Consider the following 26,414-nt stretch of genomic DNA (forward strand, 5'->3'; position numbering starts at 1 on the left):
TGCCTGCCGGAGGCTCCGTTGAACCGTTCCCCGCGCGTGCGGGCGCTGCTCGCCCTCGCCGTGCTCGCCGTTTCGCTGTACATCGCCATCACCGTGCCGGTCCGGCTCGGACTCGACCTGCGCGGCGGTACGCAGATCGTGCTGGAGACCCGCTCCACCGCCACCGCCGAGGCCGACAGCGAGGCCACCGACCGCAGCCTGGAGGTGCTGCGCGGCCGGGTCGACGCCCTCGGCGTCGCCGAACCCACCCTCGTCCGCTCCGGCGAGAACCGGATCGTCGTCGAACTGCCCGGCGTGCAGGACCCGAAGAAGGCCGCCGACGTCCTGGGCCGCACCGCGCAACTCACCTTCCACCAGGTGCTCGGCACCGCCGACACCGCCGACGACAGCGCCCGCCCCCGGCCGGAGCGGCCACGGGAACGCGTCCTGCCCGACGAGTCCGGCACGCCCCTGCGCCTCGGGGCCGCTGCCCTGACCGGCGAGCATGTCAAGCAGGCCGCTGCCCGGTTCGACCAGCAGGGCGCCACCGGATGGCACGTCACCGTCGGCTTCGAGGGCACCGGCCGCGACGGCTGGGCCCGGCTGACCGGCGAGGCCGCCTGCCATGCGGCGGGCGACCCGGCACGTAGGGTCGCCATCGTCCTCGACGACAAGGTCATCTCCTCCCCGCAGGTCGACCCGTCCGTCGGCTGCCGGGCCGGCATCCGTGACGGCGCCACCCGGATCACGGGCTCCTTCGGCCCCGAGGAGGCCCGCGAGCTGTCCCTGCTCATCAACGGCGGCGCCCTGCCCGTGCCCGTCGAAACCGTCGAGCAGCGCACCGTCGGCCCCACCCTGGGTGCCGAGGCCATCGCCGCCAGCGCCTGGGCCGCCGCCATCGGCACCGCGCTGACCTCGCTGTTCATCATCGCCGTCTACCGGCTGCTGGGCGGCCTCGCCGCCCTCGCCCTGGCCTGTTACGGCCTTGTCTCCTACGCCGCCCTGGCCGCCCTCGGCGCCACCCTGACCCTGCCGGGCCTGGCCGGGTTCGTGCTGGCCATCGGCATGGCCGTGGACGCCAACGTGCTGGTCTTCGAACGGGCGAGGGAGGAGTACGCGGCCCGCCGCCGCCCCAGCACCCGCTCGGCGCTCGCGGCCGGCTTCCGCAACGCCTTCAGCGCGATCGCCGACTCCAACGTCACCACGCTGATCGCGGCCGCCCTGCTGTTCTTCCTCGCCTCCGGGCCCGTCCGCGGCTTCGGCGTCACCCTCGGCATCGGCGCGCTGGCCGCCATGTTCAGCGCCCTGGTGATCAGCCGCGTCCTCGCCGAGTTCGCGGCGAGCCGACCGAGCGTACGCCGTCGTCCCCGCCTCACCGGCATCGCCACCACCGGCGCGGTCCGCGACCGCCTGGTCCGCCGTGCCCCCCAGCTGATGCGCCGTCCGCTGCGCTGGCTGGCCACGTCCGCCGCGGTGCTGGTGCTGGCCGGCTCGGGGATCGCGGTGCGTGGGGTCGACCTCGGCGTGGAGTTCACCGGTGGCCGCCTCATCGAGTACGCCACCGCCGGCCCCGTCGATCCCGACCGGGTCCGCACCGCCCTCGCCGACGCCGGACTGCCCCGGGCCGTCGTGCAGTCCTCGGGCGAGGCGGGCCTGACGGTGCGCACCGGGACGTTGACCGACGCCGAGGCGGCCGAGGTCACCGGTGCCGTGGACGACGTCGCGGGCGGCGCGGACAAGGTCCGTGACGAGCTGATCGGTCCGAGCCTCGGCAAGGAGCTGCGCCAGGGTGCGCTGATCGCGCTCGCCGTGGCCCTCGGGGCGCAGCTCGTCTACCTCACCGTGCGTTTCCGCTGGGTCTTCGGCACCGCGGCGGTCGTCGCCCTGGCCCAGGACGTGGTGATCCTGGTGGGCGTCTTCGCCTGGCTGGGCAAGCCGGTCGACGGGGTGTTCCTGGCAGCCCTGCTCACGGTCGTCGGCTACTCGGTCAACGACTCCGTCGTGCTTTTCGACCGCGTCAGGGAACTGGCCCGCAAGGCTCCCAGGGCGCCGTTCGCCGGCACCGTGAACCAGGCGATCCTCCAGACCCTGCCCCGCACGGTGAACACCGGCATGGGCGCCGCGTTCATCCTCACCGCCCTCGCTGTGCTGGGCGGCTCCTCGCTCACCGACTTCGCCCTGGCCCTGTTGATCGGCCTCGCGGTCGGCACCTGCTCCTCCGTCTTCACCGCGGCGCCCCTGGCGATCCGGCTCCACCGCCGCACCGCACGCCGGAAGCCGTCACGCCGCCCCTGACCGCCGGGATCGCCGGCGGGTTGGGCGAGTGAGGCTTCCGTCGCGACGGTGGCTTCAGCGCGACAGTCCCTCGCGGTGGTAGCCCTGGGCCAGCCGGGCCAGGGCCACCGCGCCGAGCAGCAGACCGAAGTCGCGCAGCGCGATGTCGTAGTAGTCGGGGATGGTCAGGAGGTTGACGATGATGCCGGCGAGCCATCCGGCCACCAGCCAGCCCCCGAAGCGAGGGGCCAGGGCGACGACGAGACCCGCGACGATCTCGATGACACCGACGGCGTACATGGCCGCCTGGGCGCTGCCCGGAACGACGTCGTCGATCCACGGCGCGAGATAGCCGGGCCAGTCCACGAGGAGGTTGGTGAACTTGTCCAGCCCGAACAGGATCGGCGCCACGGTGAACCCGGTGCGCAGGATGACGAATGCCTGGTAGCGGGGGTCGGCGAGCGCGGCTCGCCGAGGCCCGGCCGACGTGGGCGTGGTGGTGGAGGACATGGCGTTGGTTCCTTCGCGTCTTCTAACAACAACTCTCACTGTCGATAGAAGCGCCTGGGCGTTCTTAAGTCAATGGGCATGGGTTTTACACTGGTGTTCGTGGACCGTCCGAACGAACCCAGCCGCCCCGACGTCTCCGCCGTCGCCGCTCTGGACGAGCCGACGCGCAGGAGGCTGTACGACCATGTCGTGCGCCAGCAGGCACCGGTCAGCCGTGACGAGGCCGCCGCCGCGCTCGGGCTCGCGCGCCAGACGGCGGCCTTCCACCTGGACCGGCTGGCGGACGAGTCACTCCTCGACGTCGTCTACGAACGGCGCAGCGGCCGCACCGGCCCGGGAGCGGGCAGACCGGCCAAGCTGTACCGGCGCTCCGCGAAGCAGGTCACCGTCAACCTTCCGGAGCGGCAGTACGAGCTGGCCGGACGGCTCCTGGCGCAGGCCCTGGAGGAGTCCGAGGCCACCGGCGAACCCGTCCGGTCCGTCCTGCACCGCAAGGCCCACGAGGTCGGTGTCCAGCTGGCCGGGCAGCACAGGGGCGTGTTCGATCTCCTGGAGGATTACGGCTTCGAACCCCGCTACGACGGTGACGCGATCGTGCTGGCCAACTGCCCCTTCCACGCGCTCGCCCGCGCACACACCCAGACCGTCTGCGGCATGAACCTCCACCTGCTCCGCGGCGTCCTCGAAGGCCTCGACGAGCACGGCCGCCAGGCCTGTCTGGCACCCGGGGCCGGCCACTGCTGCGTCCGTCTGGAACCGACGGCTCAGTAGACGGAAAGCCCGTAGGCGCTCAGCACCTCCTGGATCGGCTGGTAGTAGGTGGTCCCTCCCGACGCGCAGTTCCCGGAGCCGCCGGAGAGGATCCCGACCACCTTGTCGCCGGCGTAGAGCGGACCGCCGCTGTCGCCCGGCTCGGCGCAGATGTTGGTCCGGATCAGACCGGAGACGGTTCCGTCCGGGTAGTTGACGGTCGCGTTGAGCGCGGTGACCACGCCGCAGTGGACCCCGGTGGTCGCGCCCCGACGGCAGACGCTCTGACCGACGTAGGCCGTCGCGGTCCCGGTCACGTCCACGGTTCCGATGGTGCCGGGGTGCGGCACGGACGGGTTGGAGTACCGGACGACGCCGAAGTCGTTGCCGGGGAAGCTGGTGCCGGTGGTGGTGCCGATCGTGGTGGTCATGGCGGAACTCGTGTACCAGGTGGGCAGGGTCTCGGTGCAGTGGCCCGCGGTGACGAAGTAGTAGGTGGAGCCGCTGCGTACGTTCACCCCTGCCGAACAGCGCCAACCTGCCGCGTAGATGCCGTCGCCGCCCGAGAGGAGGGTGCGCAGCCGACCGTCGAGCCGTTCGAGGGTCGCGACACCCGGGAAGTGGCCGGTGGCCCGTCGGATTCTGGCCAGGTCCGTGCCGGAGACCGTCGAGTCGGCGAGGACGCGCAGCTTCCCGGTGCGTTCGTCGACGGTCCAGGTCGTCCCGGCGATGCCCAGGGACTCGACGGCCGAGGCCGCTCCGGTCACCGACGCGGCGGACGGTGCGGCGTCGGCCGAGGGCGCGGCGGCCGCGCTGGTGACGGACATGGCGAGAGCGGCCGCCACCAGCAGGCTCACCACCGAGGCGATCAGCCGTGAACGGCGTCTGGCGGGGGTACGGCGCACTGTGCTCACTGGAGTCTCCCGGGGACGGTAGGGCAGGTTCGAGTGATGGCGCACGGCAGCGCGGGACGCGGCCACGGGCTGCCCGTCGACGCCGCGTCGAGGCCGGCCGACGTCTCAGTGTGTCCGGCCGCGCCCGGTCGGGGTAGGTGGCCTTCGGCCGAAGGGGCGGACAGGAGAAGGCAGTTGGTCCGGGCAGCGTCTCAGCGGCCGGGTTCGTCGCGGCGGCAGTACAGGAACAGGTGGGGCTCGGGCCCGCCGCCGGGGTGGTCCGGCGTGAAAGTGGCGTTGTGCCGGGACAGCACCGTCAGCCCCGCCGCCTCCACCATGCCGACGACGTCCTCCTCGGCGAAGCTGGTCGCGCGGACCGGCCGTCCCATGAAGACCACCTCGAAGTCCTCCACGTCGGCGGGCACCGTGGCCAGCACCAGATGCCCGCCGGGCCGCAGCGCCAGGGCCAGCCGCCGCGTCAGCGCCGACTGCTCGGCCCGCGTCATCTGCAGCAGCGAGAAGAACACGCACACGCCGTCCAGCGAGTCCGCCTCGAACGACAGTTCCCGGACGTCGCCTTGACGGAACTCGGCCTCGGGGACCTGACGGGCAGCGAGTTCGACCATGACGGGGGAGACGTCCACACCCAGCACCGAGTGGCCCGCCCCGACGAGCGCGGCCGCGGTGGGCCGCCCGGTGCCGCTGCCCACGTCCAGCGTCCGCGCGGCGGGCGGCAGCCGCTCGATCAGCCACTCCAGCGCGGCGAGATGCGCGGGGGCACGGCCGAACGCCTTCTCGTAGTCGGCGCCCAGCGCGTCGAACAGCACGGCGGCAGGCGGCCGTTGGCGCGTCACGTCCTCGTGTCCCACGGCGTCGTGTCCCACGTCGGTGTCCCTCCGCTCGTCGGCCCGCATCGTCGCACCCGTCGGACGCGTCCCACAACGGCGGCCCGATGCGCGTCCCGACGGCCCGGGCAGGGGAGAATGAGGGCCGTACCCAACGGTCGAGCTGTGCGGAGGAGCGGGGAAATGCAGGACGCGCGAGCGGGGCAGGCAGCCCGGCCCGAGGACCTCATCGATGTGGCCCGCCTGGTCACGGCGTACTACGCACTGCACCCCGACCCGGCCGAACCGGGCCAGCGGGTGGCGTTCGGCACCTCCGGACACCGCGGCTCGTCCCTCGCGGCGGCGTTCAACGAGGACCACATCGCCGCCACCAGCCAGGCCATCTGCGAGTACCGCGCCGCCCAGGGCACCGACGGCCCCCTCTTCCTCGGGGCCGACACCCATGCCCTGTCGGAGCCCGCCCGGATCACGGCCCTCGAGGTCTTCGCGGCCAACGAGGTGACGGTCCTCATCGACCAGGCCGACGGATACACGCCCACCCCGGCCGTCTCGCACGCGATCCTCACCCACAACCGGTCGCGCACGTCCGCCCTCGCCGACGGCGTGGTGGTCACCCCCTCGCACAACCCGCCCGCCGACGGCGGCTTCAAGTACAACCCGCCGAGCGGCGGCCCCGCCGGCTCCGAGGCGACCTCCTGGATCCAGGACCGCGCCAACGAGATCATCACCGGCGGCATGAAGGACGTACGCCGCATCCCCTACGCGCGCGCCCTGGCCGCCCCCGGCACCGGCCGCCACGACTTCCTCGGCGCCTACGTCGCCGACCTGCCGAACGTCCTGGACCTGGACGCGATCCGGTCCGCCGGCGTGCGCGTCGGCGCCGATCCGCTGGGCGGCGCCTCGGTCGCCTACTGGGGCCGGATCGCCGAACAGCACCGCCTCGACCTCACGGTCGTGAACCCGCTCACCGACCCCACCTGGCGTTTCATGACGCTCGACTGGGACGGCAAGATCCGCATGGACTGCTCCTCGCCGTACGCCATGGCCTCCCTCATCGAGCAGCGCGACCGCTTCGACATCGCCACGGGCAACGACGCCGACGCCGACCGGCACGGCATCGTCACACCGGACGCGGGCCTGATGAACCCCAACCACTATCTGGCCGTGGCGATCTCGTACCTCTTCTCGCACCGCGAGCAGTGGCCCGCGGGCGCCGGAATCGGCAAGACGCTGGTGTCGTCCAGCATGATCGACCGGGTCGCCGCGGACGTCGGCCGGCCGCTGGTCGAAGTCCCCGTCGGCTTCAAGTGGTTCGTGGACGGCCTGTCCGACGGCACGCTCGGCTTCGGCGGCGAGGAGTCGGCCGGCGCGTCCTTCCTGCGCCGCGACGGCTCGGTGTGGACCACCGACAAGGACGGCATCATCCTGGCCCTGCTCGCCTCCGAGATCACGGCCGTCACCGGCAAGACCCCCTCCCAGCACTACGCCGGGCTCACCGACCGCTTCGGCGCCCCCGCCTACGCACGCGTCGACGCCCCGGCCTCCCGCGAGGAGAAGGCCCTGCTCGCCAAGCTGTCCCCGCGTCAGGTCACCGCCGACACCCTCGCCGGAGAGCCGGTCACCACGGTCCTCACCGAGGCCCCCGGCAACGGCGCCGCCCTGGGCGGCATCAAGGTCGCCACCGCCAACGCCTGGTTCGCGGCCCGCCCTTCGGGCACCGAGGACGTCTACAAGATCTACGGCGAGTCGTTCCTCGGCCCGGACCATCTGCGCCAGGTCCAGGAGGAGGCCAGGTCCGTGGTGCTGGCGGCGCTCGGCGGCTGACGCGGCCCGTCCGGGACCGCCGTCCGGTCTCAGGCGGCCGCGGCCGTGGCGGTGTCGGCGTACGGCAGGTGCCGTCGCAGTGCGTCGACGGTGCGGCGGATCTGGTCCGGAGTGTGTGCGCAGGTGACGAAGAACCGCAGCCGGGTCAGTTCCTCCGGCACGGCCGGGTGGAGGATCGGGTTGACGCTGATGCCCTCCCGGAACAGCGCCTCGGCCAGCCGGAGGGTCCTCGCCGAGTCCCCGACGATGCAGGGGACGATCGGCGAGTCGTGGCTGGCGCCGATGTCGACACCGGCCCGGCGCGCCAGGCTCACGAACAGCGCGGAGTTCTCCCGCAGCCGCGTCAGGCGCTGCGGTTCGGCACGCATCGTGCGCAGCGCGGCCAGGGAGGCGGCGGCGTTGGCGGGAGTCATGCCGGCGCTGTAGACGAAGCCCGGGGCGGTGTACCTGAGGTACTCCACGACACTCCGGCCGGCCCCGATGTAGCCGCCGCACCCGGCCAGCGCCTTGGACAGCGTGCCGCCCCACAGGTCGACGGCTCCGCGGTCCACGTCGTGGTACTCACCGATACCGCGCCCGGTGGCGCCGATCACGCCGATGCTGTGCGCCTCGTCGACCATCAGCAGCGCGCCGTGCCGCCGCTTGACGTCGATGAGCGCGGGCAGGTCGGCGATGTCGCCGTCCATGCTGTACACGCCCTCGACGACGACGAGCACTCGGCGGTACTGGTGCCGGATCCGGGTGAGGAGGGCGTCCAGGGCGGCGGCGTCGTTGTGCGGGAAGGGCCGTCGCGTGGCCCCGGAGAGCCTGCAGCCCTGGAGGATGCTGTCGTGGGCGAGCGAGTCGTGGACGATCAGGTCGTCCGGCCCGACGAGATGGCCGATGACGGTGACGTTGGTGGCGTGGCCGCTGGTCAGGGTGATCGCGTCCTCGGTGCCGAGGGTGTCGGCGAGTTCCCGCTCCAACTCGAGGTGAAGCGGGCGGCTGCCGGACAGCAGCCGGCTGGCGGACGCGGAGGTACCGCACCGGGCGACGGCCTCCTCCACGGCCTCGGTCGTCCGCGGGTCGCTCGCCAGCCCCAGGTAGTTGAAGCCGGAGAAGGAGATCAGCTCACGGCCGTCCACGACGGTGGTGTCCGTCATGCCGCCCTCGTGCACGCGGAGGTACGGGTTCGGCAGGTCGAGCCGGTCGAGCAGGCTCATGCGCTCCTGGTGTGCGGTCACCTCGGGGAAGCGGTCGATGCGGGTCTGGTCCTGCGGGAGCAGGCCGACTGGCGGCGGGGACGCGGCGGGGGTCGGCTCGGCGTGCGTCGGTGCGATGTGTGCGACGTGCCTGGGCTCGGCGTGCCTCGGCTCGGCGTGCCTGGGCTCGGGGACCGAGGGGTCGGCCGGCCGGGGCAGCCGGATCGGGTCGGCCGACGGGCCGGGCATCGCCGCCTCCCGCACCAGCGCCGTGACGCTGCCGACCGTCGGCCGGGCGCACCTCTCGTCGACCGTCAGCGACGGCCAGCGCCGCTTGAGTGACGTGAACAGGTCCGTCAGCATCAGCGAGTCGAAACCGAGGTCGTCCACCAGCCGCTGACCGGCGTGCAGATCGCTCGCGGGGAACGCGCTGATCCGGGCTATCTGCTCGAACACCGCGTCCTGCACCGCCTCGGTTTCGGTGGCGACGGCGGCGGGCCGGGCGGGCTCGACGCGCTGGGCTGGCTGGGCGGCCTCGGCCGGCTGGGCGGGATCCCGGTGGGTCGCGTCGGTCAGCGCCTCGCCGAGGCGGCCGAGGAGGGTCACTTGGTGCTGGATCAGGTCGAGCAGTTCTTGCATGGGGTGGTCCTTGGTCGGGGCGAGGGACGGCCGGGGGCGGGGCGCGGCCGCGGGGATCGGCGGGGTGGGCGGGGTCGTAGGGGTGGTCGGCGCAGTGCGGGTCCCGGGGGCCGCCGCGGTCGGCCGGGGCCCCCACCAGTAGGACCGCGTCTCCAGCCGGGCGATCGGCAGGTTGAGCAGTTGGCGGTCGGCCGGCTCGATCAGCTGCCGCACGTCCACGTCGACGCCGAGGACGGCGAGGCGGGCGAGGGCGCCGAGGTAGCCGCGCTGGGCGTCCGGCGCGGGGTTGTCGACGGCGACGACGTGGACGTCGTCCTGCCCGGCGAGATTGCGGCGCACCGCCGAGAGGAGCGAGTTGCCGCCCGTCACCTGCACGAAGAGGCGGGCGCCCGCGTCGTAGGCACTGCGGACGGCGTCGCTGAAGCGGACCGGCGCGCAGGCGTGACGTGACCACAGCCGGCGCAGCTCGTCGGGGTCGTCGCACACGGTCCCGCTCACGCAGGAGACCAGCGGCAGGCGGGGCTTGGCGAGGGGCCGTCCGTCGAGGTCGGCGCGCATGGCCTCGTCGCCCGCCGCCAGCCGGGGCGAGTGGAAGGCGTTGGAGACCTCCAGCGCCCGCGTGGCGATGCCGGCCTCGGCGCAGCGGCGCCGTAGCGCGTCGAGGGCTTCCCTGCTGCCGCTGACCACCGTCTGCCGGGGCTCGTTGAAGCACGCGACCCACACGTCCCGGACATCCTCGACCAGCCGTCGGCAGGTCTCCTCGTCCGTCTGCACGGCGAGCATCGAACCGCGCGGCTCGCCCTCCGCGTCCCGCAGGACCGCGCCGCGCCGGGCCAGCAGGGCCACGGTCTCCTCGGCCGGGAGGACACCGGCCGTCGCGGCGGCGGCGAACTCGCCCACGCTGTGGCCGAGTACGACATCCGGGACGACGCCGCTCGCCGCCAGCAGCCCGGTGGCGGCGAGCTGCACGGTGCCGAGCAGCGGCTGGCACACCTCGGTGGGGGCGAGCCGGCGCCTGAGGCCGGTCTCGTTCGCCGAGTCCGCCGTCGGCCCGTACAGCAGGTCGGCCGGGTCGACGCCGGTGTGCCGCCGCGCCTCTGCGCCGAGGGCGTCGACGGCGTCGCGGAAGTCGGGATACCGCTCGTGGAGTTCCCGCATCATGCCGGGGCGCTGGCTGCCCTGGCCGGGGTAGACGAAGGCGATCCGGCGGGCGGCGGACCGCAGCGGGGCGTCCGCGGCGAAGGCACCGTCACCGAGGTCGCCCCGGGCCCCTTCGGCCAGCTGCCGGCGTGCCCTGCGCAGCCGTTCGGTGAACTCGGCCGTGTCGCCGGCGACGATCGCGAGCCTGCTCGGCAGCGGCTCGCGCCCGGCCAGGGTGTGGGCCAGCGCCGCCATCGACACCGCGGGCATGGCGCCCCGCTGCTCCAGGTGGTCGAGGAGGTCGTCGATGTGCTCCCGCAGCAGCTGGGGGCTGCCCGCCGATATCAGCGCGAGCTGGGGCTCGGCGTCCCGGACGGCGTTGTCGCCGTGCGTCCGGGGCGAGAGCGACGGCCGCCGGACGGAGGGCGAGGTGGGTGCCTGCTGGAGGACGGCGTGCACGTTGGTGCCACCGAAGCCGAAGGAACTGACGGCCGCGCACACCGGTCCGGCCCCCGTCGACCGCGCTCGCGGCAGCGCCCGCGCGGTGTCGGCCACGCGCAGGCCGGCGGCGTCCAGTCCCAGCTCGGGGTGGGGGATGACGTCCGGCTGCGGCACCACCGTCCGGTGGTGCACCACCAGGGCAGTCTTGATCAGGCCCGCGATGCCGGCCGCGGACAGCGAGTGCCCGATGAGGGCCTTGCCGGAGGAGAGGTAGCAGACGCCCGGGCCCCGGTCCCCGCCCTCGGTGCGCAGTCGGCGCAGCGCCTCCACCTCCGCGCGGTCACCGACGCTGGTCCCCGTCCCGTGCGCCTCGATGAAGGAGACCGCGTCCGGAGACAGGCCCGCGTCGTCGAACGCGCCGCGCATGGCACGCAGCTGTCCCTCGGCGCTCGGCGTCAGCGGTCCCGTAGAGGCGCCGTCGTTGGCGGAACCGACGCCCTTGATGACGGCGTAGACGCGGTTGCCGTCGACGAGGGCGTCCTGCAGCGGGCGGAGGATCACGGCACCGGCCCCCTCGCCGAGCACGAAGCCGTCCGCCCTGCTGTCGAACGGACGGCACACCCCCGCGGCCGACAGCGCGCCGAGCCGTGAGAAGCCGACCAGGCTGTCCGGCGTGAGACTGAGGTAGACCCCGCCGACGACCGCGGCCGCGCACGCACCGCGACGCAGTTGCGCCACCGCGTGGTCGAGGGCCACCAGCGAGCTGGAGCACGCGGCGTCCACGGTGAAGCTGGGGCCGCCGAGGCCGAAGTGCCGGCTCACCGCGGCGGGCGCCATGTTGAGCAGGACGCCCGGCATGGTGAAGGTGCCGATGGGCGGGAGGTCCCGCGCGGCACTGTCCTGGAGCGCGTTCAGCGCGTCGCTGTCGGCGGCCAGGCCGAGCGATCCGTCGGCGAGCCCGAGGGCCCGGAGACGTGCGGTGGCGAGTTCCCGGTAGTCGGACACCGAGACGCCGAAGAAGACGCCCGTGCGCTCCCGGTCGAACCCGCCGCGGCCCAGCCCGGCGTCGTCCAGGGCCTCACGGGTGACGTCGAGCGCCAGGCGGTGCTGCGGGTCCATGGCCTCGGCGCGACGCGGCGGCAGACCGTAGTGCGCGGCGGCGAAGCGGTCCACGTCCCGGAGGAAGGCGACCTGGTCGGTGTACGCGCTGTCGGGGGCCTGGGGGTCACCGGGCCGGTGGAACGTGTCGTGGTTCCAGCGGTCCTTCGGGACCGCGGTGAACTGCCGTTCCCCACGGAGGAGGAGCTTCCAGTACGCCCTGAGGTCCGCGGCTCCGGGGAAGCGGCAGCCGAGTCCGACGATGGCGATGTCATTCATGGGGAACCTGTTCGGGTCTGTGCGTGGGGGGTGGACTGCAACCGTCCCTCGCCGGGGACGAACGCCCCAGCCCCGGCTGTTCGTTACTTGACGCGGGGCGGCGGCGGGGGTTACGGACGGGGTCACAGACCCAGGGCGATGGCCGTCCGGGTGAGCTCGGCGGTGCTGTTGATGTCGAGCTTGGCGCGGATACGGCGGAGGTAGGCGTCGACCGTGTGCTTGGACAGTCCCATGAGCCGGGCCGCCTGGAGGTAGGTGCAGCCTCGGGCGATGTGCTGGAGCGTCTCCCTCTCGCGCGGGGCCAGCGCGGGGGCGGTGGCTTCGTCGTGCGGGGTGGTGATGGTGAAGCTCATGGGGTCCTCTGACAGATCGACTCGGTCATCTCCGCTCACATCACCGGAAGCGATGGATGTCCGAAAGCTGCAATTTGTCCGTTTCCAATACCTTGGCCGGTGGACGTCATGGCGCTGTCCGTCGACTGTCACAGCCGCGTCACAGCGACGCCTCCGGGCCGGTCAGGGCCGTACGCGGCCCCCCGCGGCGCACGCGGCCGGCGCGGGGTGCCCCTGGGTGCGGGACAACTCGCTCGCGCAGCGCTGTAAGGCCATTTCCAGGACCTCGGGCATGTTCAGGGTCCCGGTCCCGTCCGGCGGGACGAGCCAGCGCAGGGCGCCCCAGCGGCAGTGTGGGGCGGGGGCGGTGATCCAGGTGCCCGGGCCGAGCAGGCGTACGCCGGTGCCGATCCACACGGTCTGCGGCTCCGGGGGCAGCAGGAAGCCGACGTTGCGCCGTCTGGTGTCCAGGAGGCAGGGGCCGCGGTCGAGCAGGGGCAGCTCCTCCAGAAGGTCGGAGACGCGCAGCCCGAGTTCCTCCGGCACGATCAGCACGTCCCAGAACCGTCCGGCGGCCAGAAGCGCGACCCCGGTGCTGCCGTTCTGCCACTCCTGCTTGCAGGCGCCGGGGTCCTCCGATGCCGCTGCCAGCCACTCCATTGACTTCGTCCACTCCGTGAGTGCCATGAAAAGCCTCCCTGTGGTGCGCCGACGACCGAGAGATGGAGGCCTCAGTGCACCGGGTGGCCGGTGTCGCGGCCATACGGCGGGGGCTCAATTCCCCGTATGGGGTGAGCGCCCGCGCGCCAAACCGGCAGATATATGCGGCGCGTGCGCCCCTGTGCTCCCCGTGTCCGTCCGCGTCCCGCGCCTGGGCCGTGTGCACGCCCGCCCCCCGCCGCCCTCCCGGCTGCCCAGCCGACGCCCGGCCTCGCCCGCACTCTGGGCGGTTTTGTCACCCTTTAGGGTGTTGGGTGTGGTGCGCTGGTTCCAGCCGTTTCACAGACTGTCGAGGGCACGTCCCGTCGCGTCCCCTGGCACACCCGAGCAGGCGCTCGGCGTGGCCTCCCGGCCGACGGCGATGGGGACGGCGCTGGCCCGGATCGGCACCACGCTGGACGAGGACACCACCTGCGCGGAGCTGACCAGGGAGGCCGCCGGGCGGACGGGCGGCACGGCGGCGGTGCTGCCGGTCGGCGGCGAGGCCGTCCACGGGGACCCGGGAATGCTGCCTGCCGTGCCGTGGGCCGAGTCGGCGGCCCGGGAAGCGGCCGACTCGGACGGAGACGGGACCCCCTGCCCGGTGTCCGGCGGCGCGCGACCGGCGGTCCGCGTCCCCCTGGCCACCCACGGCCACTCCTACGGCGTGCTGGTCTGCGCCCGCGACCGGGCGCCGTTCACCCGGGCGGAGACCGAGCTGCTCGCCCTCCTCGCCGAACGTGCCGCCTCCCACATCCGGCACGCCCGCGAGCACGACCGCGTCCGAGGCGTCGTCGGCAAGCTCCAGCGGGCGCTGCTGGCCGAGCCCGGCCGACCGCACCCGAACCTCGACGTGGCCATCCGCTATCTGCCCGTCGGGCAGAGCGCCCTGGTGGGCGGCGACTGGTGCGAGACCGTCCGGCTGCACTTCGGCCGCACACTGCTCGTCGTCGGCGACGTCATGGGCCACGGTCTGGAAGCCGCCGTGGACATGACCGCGTACCGCTCCGCACTGCGCTACATCGCCTCCGCCGACCTCCCGCCGCACCGCGTGCTGCGTCGGCTCGACGACACCGCCGCCGCGGAACCGGAGCGCCGGCCCGCCACCTGTCTGATCGCCCGCGTCGACCCCGGCCGCGGTCAGGTCACCCTGGCCAGCGCCGGCCATCTGCCCCCGGCCGTGATCGACGCCGAGGGCGGTGCCGCACTGCTGCCGGTGCCGGTCGGCCCGCCCCTGGGAACCGGCCTCGGCGGCTACGAGCCGGGCACCTGGCGGCTGGACCCCGGCCAGACGCTGCTGCTCTTCACCGACGGACTCGTCGAGCACCGCGGCGAGGACATCGAGCAGTCGCTGGACCGGCTGGCCGGAGTCGGCTTCGCCTCCGCCGCCGGGGTCGAGGACATCATCGACACGGCGCTCGCCCACCTCGACGCCCGGCACGCCGAGGACGACGTCGCCGTACTCGCCGCCCAGCTCCACCAGCGCGCCCCGCGGTCCGACGAGGAGCGCGAGCAGTGACCGTCGCGCCAGGTGTCACCAGTCGTCGCCGTCGTACTGTGTCCCCGACACGTACGGGTCGTGCCGTCGGCCCGGTGTCACGGACGGCTGCGTCGTCGGTGACGGGCTCGGCTCACTCAGTGCGGCGCACCACGGGCAGTCGGCGGTCTCGTCGCTGTCGTTGCGGTCCATGGAAGCGGCTCCTGTCTCGATCGAGGGCTGACGATGTCGGGAGGGACGGGGGGACGGAGCACTCCATGGCTCCATTCGGGGGACGGTCTCACTCGACTGGGTGGTCGCGGGGGCGGCGGGCGTACCACCGGCGCACGCCACGGCGTTGCCCCGGCATGGACAGACTTGAGCCGGCGCGGCGTGTCCTCGGTGGCGATGCCGCACCCGCGTCGTACGTCGTACCGGCCACCGGCCTGCGGGGCCAGCCGTCGATCTACGCGGCGCTGGTCGCCGAGTGGCACGCCAAGGGCCGGGCGGTGCCCGAGCGCCGCGACAGCTGGCGGGACGCCGTGGGCGCCGGCGAGGGACAAGGGCAGACCGTCACCTCCTGGGCGGTCGGCAGGTTCGCCGGGCCGGCCCGGGCCGTCGACGCGGAACCGGTGAGTGACCGGCAGGGCGGGGCCGCCGAACGCGTACCGGCCGTCGTCGTCCCCCGAGGCCTTCCCGGACCGGAGGGCCTGTGGGAGTGGAGCGGCCGGAACGGACGCGTCAGCGTCGCCGTTCCGCGCCCGCCCGACTGAAACGCGTCCGCTCGGCACGGGCCCCGCCGGCCGCGCGCAGCGCGCGTTCCACGACCGCGGGGTCGTACAGCGCGCCGGTCCCGTCGGGCGGCAGCAGCCACTCCAGCCGCCACCCGGCGGACTGGTACGGCGGCGGCACGGCGACCCACGACCCCCTGCCGACATGGCGCACGCCGGGCCCGAACCACTCGCTGACGGGATCGGGCGGCAGGAAGAACCCGACTCTTCGCGCCCCGCTGTTGACCAGGACGGGCCCCGACGACCTGGGGTGCGCCCGTCTCAGCAGATCCAGGGCGCCCAGGCCGAGGTGTTCGGGAACGCTGAGCACGTCCCAGAGCCGCCCGGCCTCCAGCAGCACCGCGTCCGCGCCCTGGTCCCACTGCTGCTTGCACGACCGAGGATCCGCGGCGGCCGCGGCGAGCCACTCGACGGCCTGTTTCCCCATGATGCGCTGCATGTCCCAACCCCCAGCACTCGCCGACCCCACCCACCCGCCCGTCCGTCTGCCTGCCCGGGCAGGGCCCTTCATGCTGGTGGATATTTCTATGCGCCGGAAGGGGTGGCGCAGTGTGGCGTTTGCGGTGGATTTGTTCGAATAGCGCAGCGCTGTTCGGTCCACGACGCGGCGTATGCGTGGCAGCGGCTGACGGGCCCGGGGCGCGTTCTACGGTGGTTCAATGCGATCTGTCCCAAGATGGGCTCTGCTTTCGTCGGGATGTGCGCCTGTCGTGCTGATCGGCGGCTGGACGATCGCGGCGCTGCTCGAAGGGCCCGCCTACGACCCCGCCACACAGACGATCAGTGTCCTGGCGGCCTACGGCGCCGCCGGCTTCTGGGTGATGACCGGGGCGCTCGCCGCCCTGGGTGTTTGCCACATGATCACCGCCCTGGGACTGCGCCCGGCCGCGCTGCCGGGCCGGTTGGCCCTGGGCGCGGGAGGAGCGGCCGCGTTCGCCGTGGCCCTCGTCCCCCCGCCCAGCAGTGGGGGCTCCCTGCGGCACGGCTCGGCCGCCGCGGTCGGCTTCGCGCTGCTGGCGGTGTGGCCGGTGCTGGCCGCCGACCGCCGTCGCGCCGCGCCCTGGGGGCTGCGGCCCGTGCCGTCCCTCACGGCGACCGCGCTGATGCTGGTCACCGCGGCCTGGTTCATGATCGAAATGCATCAGGGCGGTGCCTACGGAGTCGCCGAACGCCTGGTGACCGCCTTCCAGTCCCTGTGGCCCTGCGTGGTCGTCGCCTCCTGCCTGCGCCACTCCCACCCCGAGGAACCCTCCCCGCAGGAGCCGAACCGGGCCGAACGCCGCCGCGGCGGAGCCGCCTGAGACCGCCTCCGGGAACTCCCGGCCCGCGTCGCCCGACTCCTGGAGCGGTACGTGCGTCAGGAGGCCGTCGATGAAACCACCCCAACTTGTGCCACCCGCCCTCTGCGGGTTTCTGCTGCTGCTCGCCCTGATCTTCACGGTGTCGTACGCCGTCGGAGCAGCCGCCGGGCCCGTCGCGCCCGGCATGCACCGCTCCGGGACGAGCGACGGCGGCGGTGGCGCCGACCCCGGGGACCAGGACATGGGGGACATGGACATGCGACACGGGAGCGGCGGCTGATGGCCACGGAACCGGCACCCGCGATGACCACCACGGACCTCACCATCGGCGGCATGACCTGCGCGGCCTGCGTGCGGCGCGTGGAGAAGAAGCTCGCCGGACTGGAGGGCGTGACCGCGACGGTCAACCTGGCCACCGGGCGCGCCCGGGTGAGCCATCCGCCGGAGGTACGCCCCGAGGAACTGGTGGCGACCGTCGAACGGGCCGGGTACACGGCCGCGCTGCCCGAGCCACCGAAGCGCCGGGAGCACCGGGACGGCGACATGGAAGGACCCGGCGGACGCGAGCCCGAGGACGTACCGGAACCCGAGGGCGTACCGGAACCCGAGGGCGCGCGGCGGGAGCGTGAGCGGCTCCTCGTCACCGCGCTGCTCGCGGTGCCGGTGCTCGTGCTGTCGATGGTGCCCGACTGGCAGTTCCGCAACTGGCAGTGGCTGTGCCTCGTGCTGGCCGCGCCGGTCGCCGTGTGGAGTGCCCGGCCGTTCCACGCCCGGGCCCTGCGCGGGCTGCGCCACGCCACCGCGACGATGGACACACTGGTCTCCCTGGGGGTCGTGGCGTCCTTCTCCTGGTCGGTGTACGCCCTGTTCCTCGGCGGCGCGGGCGAACCCGGCATGCGGATGCCCTTCAGCCTGCTGCCCTCCGCCTCGGACGGCACCGTCCACGTCTACCTCGAAGCGGCCGTCGGCGTCCCGCTGTTCGTGCTGGCCGGCCGCTTCCTGGAGGCGCGGGCACGCCACGGCACGGGGGCTGCGCTGCGCTCGCTCGCCCGGCTCGCCGCCAAGGAGGTCTCGGTACGCGAGGACGACGGCACCGAACGCCTCGTCCCCATCGAGGAGTTGTCGGTCGGTCAGGTCTTCGTCGTACGGCCCGGAGAGCGGGTCGCCACCGACGGCGAGGTGGTCGAGGGCAACTCCGCCGTGGACCTGTCGCTCGTCACCGGGGAGAGCGAGCCCGTCGAGACCGGGCCGGGCTCGGCGGTGGTGGGCGGCGCCGTCAACGCGGGCGGACTGCTGCTCGTCCGGGCCACCGCCGTCGGCGCCGACACGCAACTCGCGCGGATCGCCCGGCTGGTGACGGACGCCCAGGCCGGAAAGGCGCGGGCCCAGCGCCTCGCCGACACCGTGGCCGGGGTCTTCGTCCCCGCGGTCCTGTCGCTGGCCGTCACCGTTCTCGGGTTCTGGCTCGGAGCCGGGGCCGATCCGCAGGCGGCGATCACCGCGTGCGTCGCGGTCCTGGTCGTGGCCTGCCCTTGCGCGCTGGGCCTGGCGACCCCGACCGCGCTGATGGCCGCCACCGGACGCGGCGCGCAGCTCGGCGTCCTGGTCCGGGGCCCGCAGGCGCTGGAGGGCCTCCAGCACGTCGACACCGTCGTCCTCGACAAGACCGGCACCCTCACCTCCGGGCACATGAGCGTCGCCCGGGTGACGGTCGTGCCCGGCCAGGAAGACGTGCTGCGGCTGGCCGGGGCGGTGGAACAGGGTTCGGAACACCCGCTGGGCCGCGCCGTCGTCGCGTACGCCCGCCGGACCCTGTCCGAGCAGGGGCCCTTGCCCGAGGTGAGCGACTTCCGGGCGGAGACGGGGCGGGGCGTGCGCGGCCGGGTCGAGGGCCGGCTGGTCGAAGTCCTCGCACCGGACGGCGAGTTGCCCCCGACGCTGGCGGACGCGCTCCGGGCGGCGGAGGAGGCCGCGCACACGCCGGTCGTGGTCCGCGTCGACGGGGCGGCGCGGGCCCTGATCGAGATCGGGGACGTAGTGCGCCCCGGCAGCTACCGCGCGGTGGACCGGCTGCGGCGCCTCGGTGTGCACCCGGTCCTCGCCACCGGAGACCGGGAGGCACCGGCCCGCGCGGTCGCGACCGCGCTCGGCATCGAGGAGGTGTACGCCCGCCGCACACCCGAGGACAAGGCCGCCCTCGTACGGGAGCTGAGGGCACAGGGCCGCCGTGTGGCGGCCGTCGGCGACGGCGTCAACGACGCGGCCGCGCTGGCCGGCGCCGACCTCGGCATCGCCATGGGCACGGGCGCGGACGTCGCGATCGGGGCCGCCGACGTGACGCTGGTGCGCGGCGACATCGAGGCCCTCGGGGACGCCGTCCGGCTCGCCCGGCGCACCCTGGGCACCATCCGCGCCAACCTGCTCTGGGCCTTCTGCTACAACCTGGTGACCGTGCCGCTCGCCATGGTCGGCCTGCTCAACCCGATGGTCGCCGCGGTGGCCATGTCGGTGAGCTCCGTGCTCGTGGTGGCCAACAGCCTGCGGCTGAGGGCCTGGCAGCCGGCACCCGCACCGGCGGCGGCGCGCGGCCGTGAACCGGCCGTGGCCGGTGTCCCGGGCCAGAAGTCCGTCGCGACCGGGGGAGGAACCCGATGACCGCACCCACCGCCGAGCGCACGACCGGGCGGTCGGCCGGGACCACGGCCGACCCGACGGCCCGCCCATGGGCCTGGCGCCCGACCCGTCGCCGGATCACCGACGCCCTGCTCGCCGCGCTGGCCCCGATCGCCGCTTGCGCCGTCGCCCTGGGCGGACTGACCACATGGGTGGGCTCCGGCAGCGCGGGCAGCCCGGCGCGTATCTCGGTCACCGGCGGGCGGGTCTTCCTGCCGTACGGCGACGTCCGTGACACCGCCGCGTTCTTCCGCATCACCAACACCGGGGGCGCGGACGACCGTTTGCTGAAGGTCACCTCGTCCGTGGTCGCCGGTGACATGTCGCTCAGCCGACACCGCATGACCAGCGGCAACGCGGCGTCCGCGCGGACCGTGGACTCGGCCCGCGTGCCGGCCGGCGGCGGCCTCGCCATGTCTCCGTTCGGCCTGGACGTGACACTGCGGGCCGATCCGGACTGGCAGACCGGCACCTATGTGCCGTTCACCCTCCACTTCGAGCGGTCCGGGCGGATCGAGGTGCAGGCGGTGGTCGTCCGCCCTGGGGAGGGGCCGTGAGGGCGGCACCGGGGACGCCTTGAGGACAGCGCTCACACCTCCTACGTGTCGGCCGGCGTGCGCGCCCAGTTCCCTCCGCGCGATGTGTCCTGTATCACCGTTCTGGGCTTGAGTGCGGGAGGGGGGTGTTGTGCGTACCCACCCGTGACGAGTGGGCCCAGGATGCGAGGATGAGGGCCGTCATGACTGCTGGGTGGGGTGTGCGCACGCTACGGGCCGCGATGTTCGCGTCCGTCTGCGTGCTGCTCGCTGCCCTCGGCCACGTCCTGATGTCGGGCGCGTCCGTCCCCTGGTGGACGCTGGCCGCCGGTGCCGTCCTGACGGGCGGCGCGGGCTGGTGCCTGGCCGGCCGGGAGCGTGGACTCCCGCTGGTCGTCTCCGTCGTGGTCCTCGCCCAGGGCGGGCTGCACGCGGCCTTCGAGTTCGCGCAGTCCGCCGCCGGTGCCGCACACGACATGGGTTCCATGTCCGCGGGCCAGATGGGCACGGGCCACATGGACGGAAGCCACCTGGGCTCCGGCCACATGGGTGGGGGCCACATGTCCGCGGGCCACATGAGTACCGGCGGTGCCGGTGACATGGGTATGAGCCACATGGGCACGACCCCCACAGACATGAGCCACATGGGCGCGAGCCCCATGGACATGGCCCACGACATGGCCGGCATGTCCTCCCTCGGCATGTTCGCCGCCCACACCCTCGCCGCGCTGCTGTGTGGTCTGTGGCTGGGGCACGGTGAGCGTGCCGCGTTCCGCATCCTACGGGCCGTCGCCGGATGGCTGGCGGCCCCGCTGCGGCTGTCGCTCGCCCTGCCCGTACCGCCGCACCGGTCGCGGCTGCGCCCGCGGCGCGGCCGGTCCGACCGGGCGCCGCGGCTGCTGCCGCTCGTGCACACGATCACCTCTCGGGGGCCTCCACCGGGGATCGCTGTCTTCTGAGACAGCCGGTTTCCCGAGGCCGTACGGACCCGGACGTCGAGTCGTCGACGCCGACCGTGCCTCGGGCCCCGGCCGTACCCGTCGTACGGCCGTGTCCCCAACACCCCCGGATCCCTCCGGTACGGCGTACGCGTACGGCTCCCGTACGCGTCCCCGGATGCCGACGGCGACGCCTGCGCGCCCGCCGTCGCCCGGGTCACCGCGCCGGGGGCCGGACTACCCGAGAAGGACTCAGGTGATCACTCCTGCCCTGCCCTCCTCACGCGCGACCCGCGTGAGAGACACGAAGGCGGACCACACCTCCAAAGCGGCCTCCTGCGACGAGTCGACGACCGCATGGGCGCTGGCCGCCCGCGGTGGCGACCCGGACGCGACGGACCGTTTCGTCCGTTCGCTGCACCGTGACGTCGTGCGGTACGTGGCGCATCTGTCCGCCGATCCGCAGGCCGCCGACGACCTGGCGCAGGACACGTTCCTGCGGGCGCTCGGCAGCCTGCACCGGTTCGAGGGCCGCTCCTCGGCGCGCGCCTGGCTGCTGTCGATCGCACGCCGCGCGGTGATCGACAGCCATCGGTACGCCGCCGCCCGCCCGCGCCTGTGCGACACCGACGACTGGACGCTGACGGCGGAACGCGCCCAGCCGACCGGCCTGCCCGGCTTCGACGACGGCATCGCGCTGCTCGACCTGCTGGACGCGCTGCCCGACGAGCGCCGCGAGGCGTTCGTCCTCACCCAGATGGTGGGCCTGCCCTACGCGGAGGCGGCCGAGATGAGCGACTGCCCGGTCGGGACCGTCCGGTCACGGGTGGCGCGCGCCCGCGCGACCCTCGTCGCACTGCTCACCGAGGCCGAAGCCGGGTTCGAGGCCACTGCCGAGGCGGTGGCCGTGCCCGACGTAGTGGCCGCCTGACCCCGATCCCGGTGTCGGTTCCCCTCGCCGGGAACTGACACCGGGTTCGCCCCGACTACTGGACCGGGCGGCGGAGATCCGCCCGTGCGTCCAGTGGATCCAGGGGAGTTCTTGATGCGTTCTCGTGTGGGGCGGGCTACGACGGCCGCGGTGCTCGGCGGACTGCTGGCGGCAGGCTGCGGCAGCGGGAGCGGGGACAAGGCGAGCTCCGCCGCCGGCAAGGACAGCGAATCCACGGCCGGCTTCCCCGTCACCGTCACCGACTGCGCGGGCGCGGAGACCACCTTCACCTCGGCCCCGAAGAGCATCGTCACCAGCAACGCCTCCAGCCTGGAACTGCTGCTGCGGCTGGGCGCCGGGGACAAGGTGATCGGCACCGGCTTCCCGCCCGGCAAGGGCACCCTGCCGGGCCGACTCGACGCGCGGGCACAGCAGGTCGAGGTGCTCAGCGACACCGTGATCCCCAAGGAGAAGCTCCTCGGCTCCGGCGCCGACCTCTACATCGACACGTTCGCCTCGATGAACATGGGCGGCGGCATGGGCGACGCGCCGACCGAGGAGGAGTTCGCGGCGGCCGGCATCAAGCACACCTTCCTGAAGTCCACGGCCTGCGCCGCCATGAGCAAGAGCCCCGTCACCGACCTCACCGCGGTCGAGGACGACATCACCTCCCTCGGCGCCGTCACCGGCACGACCGCGAAGGCGAAGGAACTCGTCGACGGGATGCGGAGCAAGGTGGACGCCGTACGGAGGGCGGTGGGCGGCACGCCCGAGAGCGAACGGCCGACGTACTTCTTCTTCGACTACGACGCCGGCACCAAGCAGCCCATGGCCGTCTGCAACCGCCAGGTCGCCCACGCGGTCATCACTCTCGCCGGCGCCCGCAACGTCTTCGCCGACTGCGACGGCGACTACCAGCAGGTCGGCTGGGAGGACGTCATCGCGAGGAACCCGGACTGGATCCAGCTCGGCGTGCGCGACCGGGGCAGCGAGAGCGCGAACGACAAGGCCTTCGACGAGGCGCGGAAGTGGCTGGAGTCGAACTCCGCCACCAAGGGCCTCAAGGCCGTGAAGGAAGGCCACTTCCTGCGCATCGGCTCCGAGCAGACCACCATCGCCGGTGTCAGCAACGCCGACACGGTCGAGTCGATCGCGCAGACTCTGTATCCGGGCAAGGTCGGCCGACGGTGACCGACACCCTGGTGCGCCGCAAGGGCGTGCGGGACCGGCCCGACGGGCAGGAACCGGCGCGCACGCGCTCCGTGCCCGCCGCGCCGCTGGCCCTGGCCCTCACCCTGGCCCTGCTCGCCGCCCTCACCGCGGCGGTGTCCTGGGGCTCCACGTCCATCCCGGCCGACGAGGTGTGGAGCGTCGTCGGGCGCCGCCTGTCCGGCGAGGCCCCCCGTCCCGGCACCGACGACCTCATCGTCTGGCAACTCCGCGTCCCCCGCGCCCTGTTGGCCGCCCTCGTCGGCGCGGGGCTCGGTCTCGTCGGTACGGCGATGCAGGCCCTGGTGCGCAACCCGCTGGCCGACCCGTACTTCCTGGGCATCTCCAACGGCGCCTCCCTCGGCGCGGTCGCCGCGATCGTGCTCGGCCTCGGCACGGGCGGCGCGCTCGGGCTCGGCCTGTCCGGCGCGGCCTTCGCGGGTGCCCTCGCGACCTTCGCGCTGGTCTGGACGGTGGCCCGGCGCCGCGGCGGGTTCGCGCCGCTGCGGCTGGTGCTGGCCGGGGTGGCGATCGGGCAGTTCCTGTCCGGCTTCACCAGCTACCTCGTGCTCCAGGCCGGCGACGAGCAGCAGACCCACAGCGTGCTGTTCTGGCTCATGGGCAGCCTGAGCGGCGCGAGCTGGCCCCTGCTCGCCGCGCCCGCCGTCGCCGTACCGGTCACCCTGCTGTGGCTCCTGGCGCGTGCCCGGGCGCTCAACGCGCTGATCATGGGCGACGAGACGGCGGCCGGACTCGGCGTCGACGCCACCCGACTGCGCCGGGAACTGTTCACGCTGACCAGCCTGCTGACCGGCGTACTCGTCGCCGTCTCCGGCGCCATCGCCTTCGTCGCGCTCATGGTCCCGCACGCCTGCCGCCTGGTCGTCGGCGGCGACCACCGCCGCCTGCTGCCGGTCTCGGCGCTGTTCGGGGCACTGCTCCTGGTCGTCGTCGACATCGTGTGCCGTACGGCCATGGACACGCAGGAGCTGCCGGTCGGCGTCGTCACCTCGCTGATCGGTGCTCCGGCGCTGCTGTATCTGCTGGACCGGCGTCTGGGGAGCGGGAGTTGAGGATCGAGATCGAGGACCTGCACGTCGCGTACGCCGGCCGTACGGTCGTCTCCGGCGCCGGTCTGATCGCGGCCGAGGGCGAGATCACCGGCCTAGTCGGACCGAACGGCAGCGGCAAGTCCACCCTTCTGCGCACCGTCTACCGGCATCTCAAGCCGGTCTCCGGCCGCGTCCTGCTCGACGGCACCGACCTGCGCCGGCTGAGCTCCGTCGAGGCGGCCCGGCACGTCGCGGCCCTCCCGCAGGAGCGGGGCGGCGACTTCGAGCTGACCGTCCGCGAGGTCGTCGCGATGGGCCGCACGCCCTACAAGCGGGCGTTCGCCGGGGAGGACGCCACCGACCGGGACGTCGTCGCCCGCGCCCTCGCGAACGTCGGCATGGAGCGCCACGCCTCGCGCCGGTTCACCGAGCTGTCCGGCGGTGAACGCCAACGCGTCCTGCTGGCCCGCGCCTTCGCCCAGGAGCCGGACGTGCTGGTCCTGGACGAGCCCACCAACCACCTCGACATCCGCCACCAGGTGGAACTGCTGGCCCTGCTCAGGGCAGGCCGCCGTACGACCCTGGTGTCGCTGCACGACCTCAACGCCGCGGCGTCCGTGTGCGACCGGCTGCACGTCCTGCACGACGGCCACGTGGTCGCCTCCGGCCCGCCCCGGGAGGTGCTGCGCCCCGCCCTGCTGGCCGAGGTGTTCGGCGTACGGGCGACGGTGGTGGAGCATCCGCTGACCGGTGACCCGCTGATCGCCTTCGACCACCGTGCCCCGGCGGACGGCGCGGGTATCCCTCTGTCGGCCCCGGGCGATGTGCTGGGGGCCGGTCCCGGGCGGTCACGCCGGTGAGCGCCCACGATCGCGAAAGGTTGTGCACTATGAGCGACATCCACGGGACGGCCGGACTGGACCCGGTGGCGACGTTCTGCGGCAACTGCGACTGCGGCTGTCCGCAGCTGTTCGTCGACCCGGCCGCCCCGGCCGAGCGGCGGGTGGTCCTCACGGACGACTTCGGGCAGCGGGTGCAGATGAGCGCGGACCAGTTCTCGTCGCTGGTCGCGGAGGCCAAGTCCGGCAAGTTGGACGGCATCGCCACGGCCTGACACCGTGCGACGGGGGCCGACTCCGTATTCATCATATTTCCGGCCATGTCCGGGAACTCGGCCCCCGCCCCTCCCGACCTCTGGGACGAGGCCGCTGTCCGGCGGTCCGGCCGTGAGCAGGAGGGGGCGCGAGCGTGAGGGACCGCTGGGATCTGGTGGCCGTGGCGGGCGCGCTGTCGTTCGTGGCGATGCTCGACATGAACATCGTCAACGTGGCGCTGGCCGACATCGCGGCCGGCCTGGCCGTCCCGGCCGCAACGGCCCAGTGGGCGGCACTGGGCTACCAACTCCCGGTCGTCGCCCTGCTGTTGCCCGTCGGCCGCCTACTGGACGGCGCGGGCACGCGGCCCGCCCTGCTGTCGGCCACCGCAGGCTTCGCGCTGTGCAGCGCCCTGGCCGCGCTCTCTCCCGGCGCGACGTGGCTGATCGCGGCCCGGACCGGGCAGGGCGCGTGCGCGGCGGTGCTGTTCGTGCTGATGCCGGTGCTGGTGATCCGGGCCGTACGACCCACGCTGCGCGGCCGTGCGATGAGCGTGCCCGCGACCCTCGGTCCGCTCGGCGCGATGACCGGCCCCGCGGTGGGCGGGATGCTGCTGGACCACCTGGGCTGGCGCTGGGTCTTCCTGGTCAAACTCCCGTTCTGCCTGCTGGCGTTGGCCGTGGCCTGGAAGGCGATGCCGAGGGACGGCGCGTTGCCCGCCCCCGACCGGCGGGCGCTGATCGACGCGCTGTCGGTGGCCGGAGGCCTGACCGCGCTGCTGCTGGCCCTGACCCTGGGAGCCGGGGATGCGGAATGGTTCCTGCTCGCGGCCGCCGCGGTACCGCCGTTGTGGTGGTGGCTGCGCGGGCCGGGAGGCCGTCCGGTGACCGACACCCTGCGTACGGCAGGGCTGTTCGGCGCGCACGGGGCGGTGCTGGCCCTCGCGGCCGGGTTCGCCGCCATGCACTACGTCGTCGCCCTGCACCTCCGACGGGACGAAGCCGTCAGCGCCACCGCGACCGGGCTGACCGTGCTCGCCTTCCCGCTCGGCATGGCGCTGGCCGGGCCGCTCGGCGGACGGCTCGCCGACCGCTGCGGCTACCGGCGGATCGCGGTCACCGGCGCCGTGCTCACCGCGACCGGACTGCTCCTGCTGATCCCGCTCGAAGACCACTGGTCCCCGCCCGACGTGGCCTGGCGGCTCGCGCTGGCCGGCGTCGGCATGGGCCTGGGCGGCGGCCCCACCCAGGCCCTGGTCATGGGCGCCGCCCCACCCGGGCGGACCGCCACCGTCGGCTCCACGGTGCAGGTCGCCCGAGGTCTCGGCTTCACCCTGGGCCCGGCCCTGGCCACGGCCGCCTGGAGCCTCGCCGGGACGGGCTCCGGCGCCGGGGCACGCGCCGCACTGACCCTCGCCGCAATGGTGGCCTGCCTGGCCGTACCCCTGCTCGCCCGGCCCGGCCGGCCCACGGCCACCGCGCCCGAGCCGGCCACCGACACCGACACCGTCCCGACCTGAACCAGGAGT

The 26,414-nt window shown here is 73.8% G+C and carries 24 protein-coding genes; 16 read left to right on the forward strand and 8 right to left on the reverse strand.

Annotated features, from left to right (window positions below):
• The first annotated feature begins 18 nt into the window (after nucleotides 1-18).
• Complete coding sequence (secD, locus tag ACFZBP_RS19470; RefSeq protein ID WP_391414570.1) at nucleotides 19-2,274, forward strand: protein translocase subunit SecD; 2,256 nt, start codon at nucleotides 19-21, stop codon at nucleotides 2,272-2,274.
• Between the two features lie 54 nt (nucleotides 2,275-2,328).
• On the opposite strand, the gene ACFZBP_RS19475 is transcribed toward secD, so the two are convergent.
• Nucleotides 2,329-2,763 carry a hypothetical protein gene (locus ACFZBP_RS19475; protein WP_383448691.1) on the reverse strand — a complete coding sequence of 145 codons (435 nt, stop codon included), beginning with the start codon at nucleotides 2,761-2,763 and terminating at the stop codon, nucleotides 2,329-2,331.
• A 93-nt stretch (nucleotides 2,764-2,856) separates the two neighbouring features.
• Between ACFZBP_RS19475 and ACFZBP_RS19480 the strand changes: the two genes are divergently transcribed.
• On the forward strand, nucleotides 2,857-3,534 hold the full coding sequence (locus ACFZBP_RS19480; protein WP_391415105.1) for a helix-turn-helix domain-containing protein: 678 nt from the start codon (nucleotides 2,857-2,859) through the stop codon (nucleotides 3,532-3,534).
• On the opposite strand, the gene ACFZBP_RS19485 is transcribed toward ACFZBP_RS19480, so the two are convergent.
• Both ACFZBP_RS19485 and ACFZBP_RS19490 read right to left on the reverse strand, forming a co-directional pair.
• Nucleotides 3,528-4,427, reverse strand: coding sequence for a S1 family peptidase (locus ACFZBP_RS19485; RefSeq protein ID WP_383448693.1), 900 nt, complete (start codon nucleotides 4,425-4,427; stop codon nucleotides 3,528-3,530). The two genes, ACFZBP_RS19480 and ACFZBP_RS19485, sit on opposite strands and share 7 nt — an antisense overlap.
• 191 nt (nucleotides 4,428-4,618) lie before the next feature.
• Nucleotides 4,619-5,320: a methyltransferase domain-containing protein gene (locus ACFZBP_RS19490; RefSeq protein WP_391414573.1), complete on the reverse strand. Its 702-nt coding sequence runs from the start codon at nucleotides 5,318-5,320 to the stop codon at nucleotides 4,619-4,621.
• A 114-nt stretch (nucleotides 5,321-5,434) separates the two neighbouring features.
• Here ACFZBP_RS19490 and pgm point away from each other — a divergent pair, with 114 nt between their 5' ends.
• Nucleotides 5,435-7,075, forward strand: coding sequence for a phosphoglucomutase (alpha-D-glucose-1,6-bisphosphate-dependent) (gene pgm, locus ACFZBP_RS19495; protein ID WP_383448697.1), 1,641 nt, complete (start codon nucleotides 5,435-5,437; stop codon nucleotides 7,073-7,075).
• Between the two features lie 29 nt (nucleotides 7,076-7,104).
• On the opposite strand, the gene ACFZBP_RS19500 is transcribed toward pgm, so the two are convergent.
• The 3 genes from ACFZBP_RS19500 to ACFZBP_RS19510 all read right to left on the reverse strand — a co-directional run bounded on the left by ACFZBP_RS19500 (nucleotide 7,105) and on the right by ACFZBP_RS19510 (nucleotide 12,872).
• Nucleotides 7,105-11,853 carry an aminotransferase class I/II-fold pyridoxal phosphate-dependent enzyme gene (locus ACFZBP_RS19500; RefSeq protein ID WP_391414576.1) on the reverse strand — a complete coding sequence of 1,583 codons (4,749 nt, stop codon included), beginning with the start codon at nucleotides 11,851-11,853 and terminating at the stop codon, nucleotides 7,105-7,107.
• Nucleotides 11,854-11,975: 122 nt separating this feature from the next.
• On the reverse strand, nucleotides 11,976-12,206 hold the full coding sequence (locus ACFZBP_RS19505; RefSeq protein ID WP_062725213.1) for a response regulator transcription factor: 231 nt from the start codon (nucleotides 12,204-12,206) through the stop codon (nucleotides 11,976-11,978).
• A gap of 162 nt (nucleotides 12,207-12,368) precedes the next feature.
• The gene (locus ACFZBP_RS19510) at nucleotides 12,369-12,872 is read right to left on the reverse strand and encodes a hypothetical protein (RefSeq protein WP_383448703.1); all 504 of its coding nucleotides are present in this window, start codon (nucleotides 12,870-12,872) and stop codon (nucleotides 12,369-12,371) included.
• Between the two features lie 373 nt (nucleotides 12,873-13,245).
• Here ACFZBP_RS19510 and ACFZBP_RS19515 point away from each other — a divergent pair, with 373 nt between their 5' ends.
• Nucleotides 13,246-14,403: a SpoIIE family protein phosphatase gene (locus ACFZBP_RS19515; RefSeq protein ID WP_391414579.1), complete on the forward strand. Its 1,158-nt coding sequence runs from the start codon at nucleotides 13,246-13,248 to the stop codon at nucleotides 14,401-14,403.
• A 15-nt stretch (nucleotides 14,404-14,418) separates the two neighbouring features.
• On the opposite strand, the gene ACFZBP_RS19520 is transcribed toward ACFZBP_RS19515, so the two are convergent.
• Nucleotides 14,419-14,574 (reverse strand): hypothetical protein, encoded by a 156-nt coding sequence (locus ACFZBP_RS19520; protein ID WP_383448707.1) that lies wholly within the window; start codon nucleotides 14,572-14,574, stop codon nucleotides 14,419-14,421.
• Nucleotides 14,575-14,729: 155 nt separating this feature from the next.
• On the opposite strand from ACFZBP_RS19520, the gene ACFZBP_RS19525 reads away from it, so the two are divergent.
• A complete protein-coding gene (locus ACFZBP_RS19525) occupies nucleotides 14,730-15,134 on the forward strand; it encodes a hypothetical protein (RefSeq protein ID WP_391414581.1) in 405 nt (134 codons plus the stop codon).
• On the opposite strand, the gene ACFZBP_RS19530 is transcribed toward ACFZBP_RS19525, so the two are convergent.
• On the reverse strand, nucleotides 15,103-15,591 hold the full coding sequence (locus ACFZBP_RS19530) for a hypothetical protein (RefSeq protein WP_383448710.1): 489 nt from the start codon (nucleotides 15,589-15,591) through the stop codon (nucleotides 15,103-15,105). The genes ACFZBP_RS19525 and ACFZBP_RS19530 overlap by 32 nt on opposite strands.
• Nucleotides 15,592-15,811: 220 nt before the next feature.
• Here ACFZBP_RS19530 and ACFZBP_RS19535 point away from each other — a divergent pair, with 220 nt between their 5' ends.
• From ACFZBP_RS19535 to ACFZBP_RS19585, 11 genes are all read left to right on the forward strand, one after another.
• Nucleotides 15,812-16,453 (forward strand): DUF998 domain-containing protein, encoded by a 642-nt coding sequence (locus tag ACFZBP_RS19535; RefSeq protein ID WP_391414584.1) that lies wholly within the window; start codon nucleotides 15,812-15,814, stop codon nucleotides 16,451-16,453.
• A gap of 70 nt (nucleotides 16,454-16,523) precedes the next feature.
• Nucleotides 16,524-16,733 (forward strand): hypothetical protein, encoded by a 210-nt coding sequence (locus tag ACFZBP_RS19540; RefSeq protein WP_383448714.1) that lies wholly within the window; start codon nucleotides 16,524-16,526, stop codon nucleotides 16,731-16,733.
• A complete protein-coding gene (locus ACFZBP_RS19545) occupies nucleotides 16,733-19,108 on the forward strand; it encodes a heavy metal translocating P-type ATPase (RefSeq protein ID WP_391414586.1) in 2,376 nt (791 codons plus the stop codon). Before ACFZBP_RS19540 ends, ACFZBP_RS19545 begins: the two co-directional genes overlap by 1 nt.
• Nucleotides 19,105-19,683 (forward strand): copper chaperone PCu(A)C, encoded by a 579-nt coding sequence (locus tag ACFZBP_RS19550; RefSeq protein WP_383448718.1) that lies wholly within the window; start codon nucleotides 19,105-19,107, stop codon nucleotides 19,681-19,683. Before ACFZBP_RS19545 ends, ACFZBP_RS19550 begins: the two co-directional genes overlap by 4 nt.
• Before the next feature lie 182 nt (nucleotides 19,684-19,865).
• Complete coding sequence (locus ACFZBP_RS19555; protein WP_391414588.1) at nucleotides 19,866-20,621, forward strand: hypothetical protein; 756 nt, start codon at nucleotides 19,866-19,868, stop codon at nucleotides 20,619-20,621.
• A 235-nt stretch (nucleotides 20,622-20,856) separates the two neighbouring features.
• Nucleotides 20,857-21,531 (forward strand): sigma-70 family RNA polymerase sigma factor, encoded by a 675-nt coding sequence (locus ACFZBP_RS19560; RefSeq protein ID WP_383448722.1) that lies wholly within the window; start codon nucleotides 20,857-20,859, stop codon nucleotides 21,529-21,531.
• Nucleotides 21,532-21,645: 114 nt separating this feature from the next.
• Nucleotides 21,646-22,722, forward strand: a complete 1,077-nt coding sequence (locus ACFZBP_RS19565; protein WP_391414591.1) for an ABC transporter substrate-binding protein — start codon at nucleotides 21,646-21,648, stop codon at nucleotides 22,720-22,722.
• Nucleotides 22,723-22,748: 26 nt separating this feature from the next.
• The gene (locus tag ACFZBP_RS19570) at nucleotides 22,749-23,813 is read left to right on the forward strand and encodes a FecCD family ABC transporter permease (protein ID WP_383449184.1); all 1,065 of its coding nucleotides are present in this window, start codon (nucleotides 22,749-22,751) and stop codon (nucleotides 23,811-23,813) included.
• On the forward strand, nucleotides 23,810-24,652 hold the full coding sequence (locus ACFZBP_RS19575; protein WP_391414593.1) for an ATP-binding cassette domain-containing protein: 843 nt from the start codon (nucleotides 23,810-23,812) through the stop codon (nucleotides 24,650-24,652). The genes ACFZBP_RS19570 and ACFZBP_RS19575 overlap by 4 nt, the downstream gene beginning before the upstream one ends.
• A gap of 29 nt (nucleotides 24,653-24,681) precedes the next feature.
• Nucleotides 24,682-24,906: a hypothetical protein gene (locus tag ACFZBP_RS19580; protein WP_383448728.1), complete on the forward strand. Its 225-nt coding sequence runs from the start codon at nucleotides 24,682-24,684 to the stop codon at nucleotides 24,904-24,906.
• Between the two features lie 134 nt (nucleotides 24,907-25,040).
• A complete protein-coding gene (locus ACFZBP_RS19585; RefSeq protein WP_391414595.1) occupies nucleotides 25,041-26,405 on the forward strand; it encodes an MFS transporter in 1,365 nt (454 codons plus the stop codon).
• Nucleotides 26,406-26,414 lie beyond the last annotated feature (9 nt).

Origin of the sequence: Streptomyces sp. NPDC008086 (assembly GCF_042957325.1) — a bacterium.
GTDB lineage: Bacteria > Actinomycetota > Actinomycetes > Streptomycetales > Streptomycetaceae > Streptomyces.

Coding starts and splice junctions, on each gene's coding strand:
- ACFZBP_RS19475 (WP_383448691.1), bottom strand. CDS start 2,763: ATGTCCTCCACCACCACGCCCACGTCGGCCGGGCCTCGGCGAGCCGCG.
- ACFZBP_RS19490 (WP_391414573.1), bottom strand. CDS start 5,320: ATGCGGGCCGACGAGCGGAGGGACACCGACGTGGGACACGACGCCGTG.
- pgm (WP_383448697.1), top strand. CDS start 5,435: ATGCAGGACGCGCGAGCGGGGCAGGCAGCCCGGCCCGAGGACCTCATC.
- ACFZBP_RS19500 (WP_391414576.1), bottom strand. CDS start 11,853: ATGAATGACATCGCCATCGTCGGACTCGGCTGCCGCTTCCCCGGAGCC.
- ACFZBP_RS19505 (WP_062725213.1), bottom strand. CDS start 12,206: ATGAGCTTCACCATCACCACCCCGCACGACGAAGCCACCGCCCCCGCG.
- ACFZBP_RS19510 (WP_383448703.1), bottom strand. CDS start 12,872: ATGGCACTCACGGAGTGGACGAAGTCAATGGAGTGGCTGGCAGCGGCA.
- ACFZBP_RS19520 (WP_383448707.1), bottom strand. CDS start 14,574: ATGGACCGCAACGACAGCGACGAGACCGCCGACTGCCCGTGGTGCGCC.
- ACFZBP_RS19525 (WP_391414581.1), top strand. CDS start 14,730: ATGGACAGACTTGAGCCGGCGCGGCGTGTCCTCGGTGGCGATGCCGCA.
- ACFZBP_RS19530 (WP_383448710.1), bottom strand. CDS start 15,591: ATGCAGCGCATCATGGGGAAACAGGCCGTCGAGTGGCTCGCCGCGGCC.
- ACFZBP_RS19535 (WP_391414584.1), top strand. CDS start 15,812: ATGCGATCTGTCCCAAGATGGGCTCTGCTTTCGTCGGGATGTGCGCCT.
- ACFZBP_RS19540 (WP_383448714.1), top strand. CDS start 16,524: ATGAAACCACCCCAACTTGTGCCACCCGCCCTCTGCGGGTTTCTGCTG.
- ACFZBP_RS19545 (WP_391414586.1), top strand. CDS start 16,733: ATGGCCACGGAACCGGCACCCGCGATGACCACCACGGACCTCACCATC.
- ACFZBP_RS19550 (WP_383448718.1), top strand. CDS start 19,105: ATGACCGCACCCACCGCCGAGCGCACGACCGGGCGGTCGGCCGGGACC.
- ACFZBP_RS19555 (WP_391414588.1), top strand. CDS start 19,866: ATGACTGCTGGGTGGGGTGTGCGCACGCTACGGGCCGCGATGTTCGCG.
- ACFZBP_RS19565 (WP_391414591.1), top strand. CDS start 21,646: ATGCGTTCTCGTGTGGGGCGGGCTACGACGGCCGCGGTGCTCGGCGGA.
- ACFZBP_RS19580 (WP_383448728.1), top strand. CDS start 24,682: ATGAGCGACATCCACGGGACGGCCGGACTGGACCCGGTGGCGACGTTC.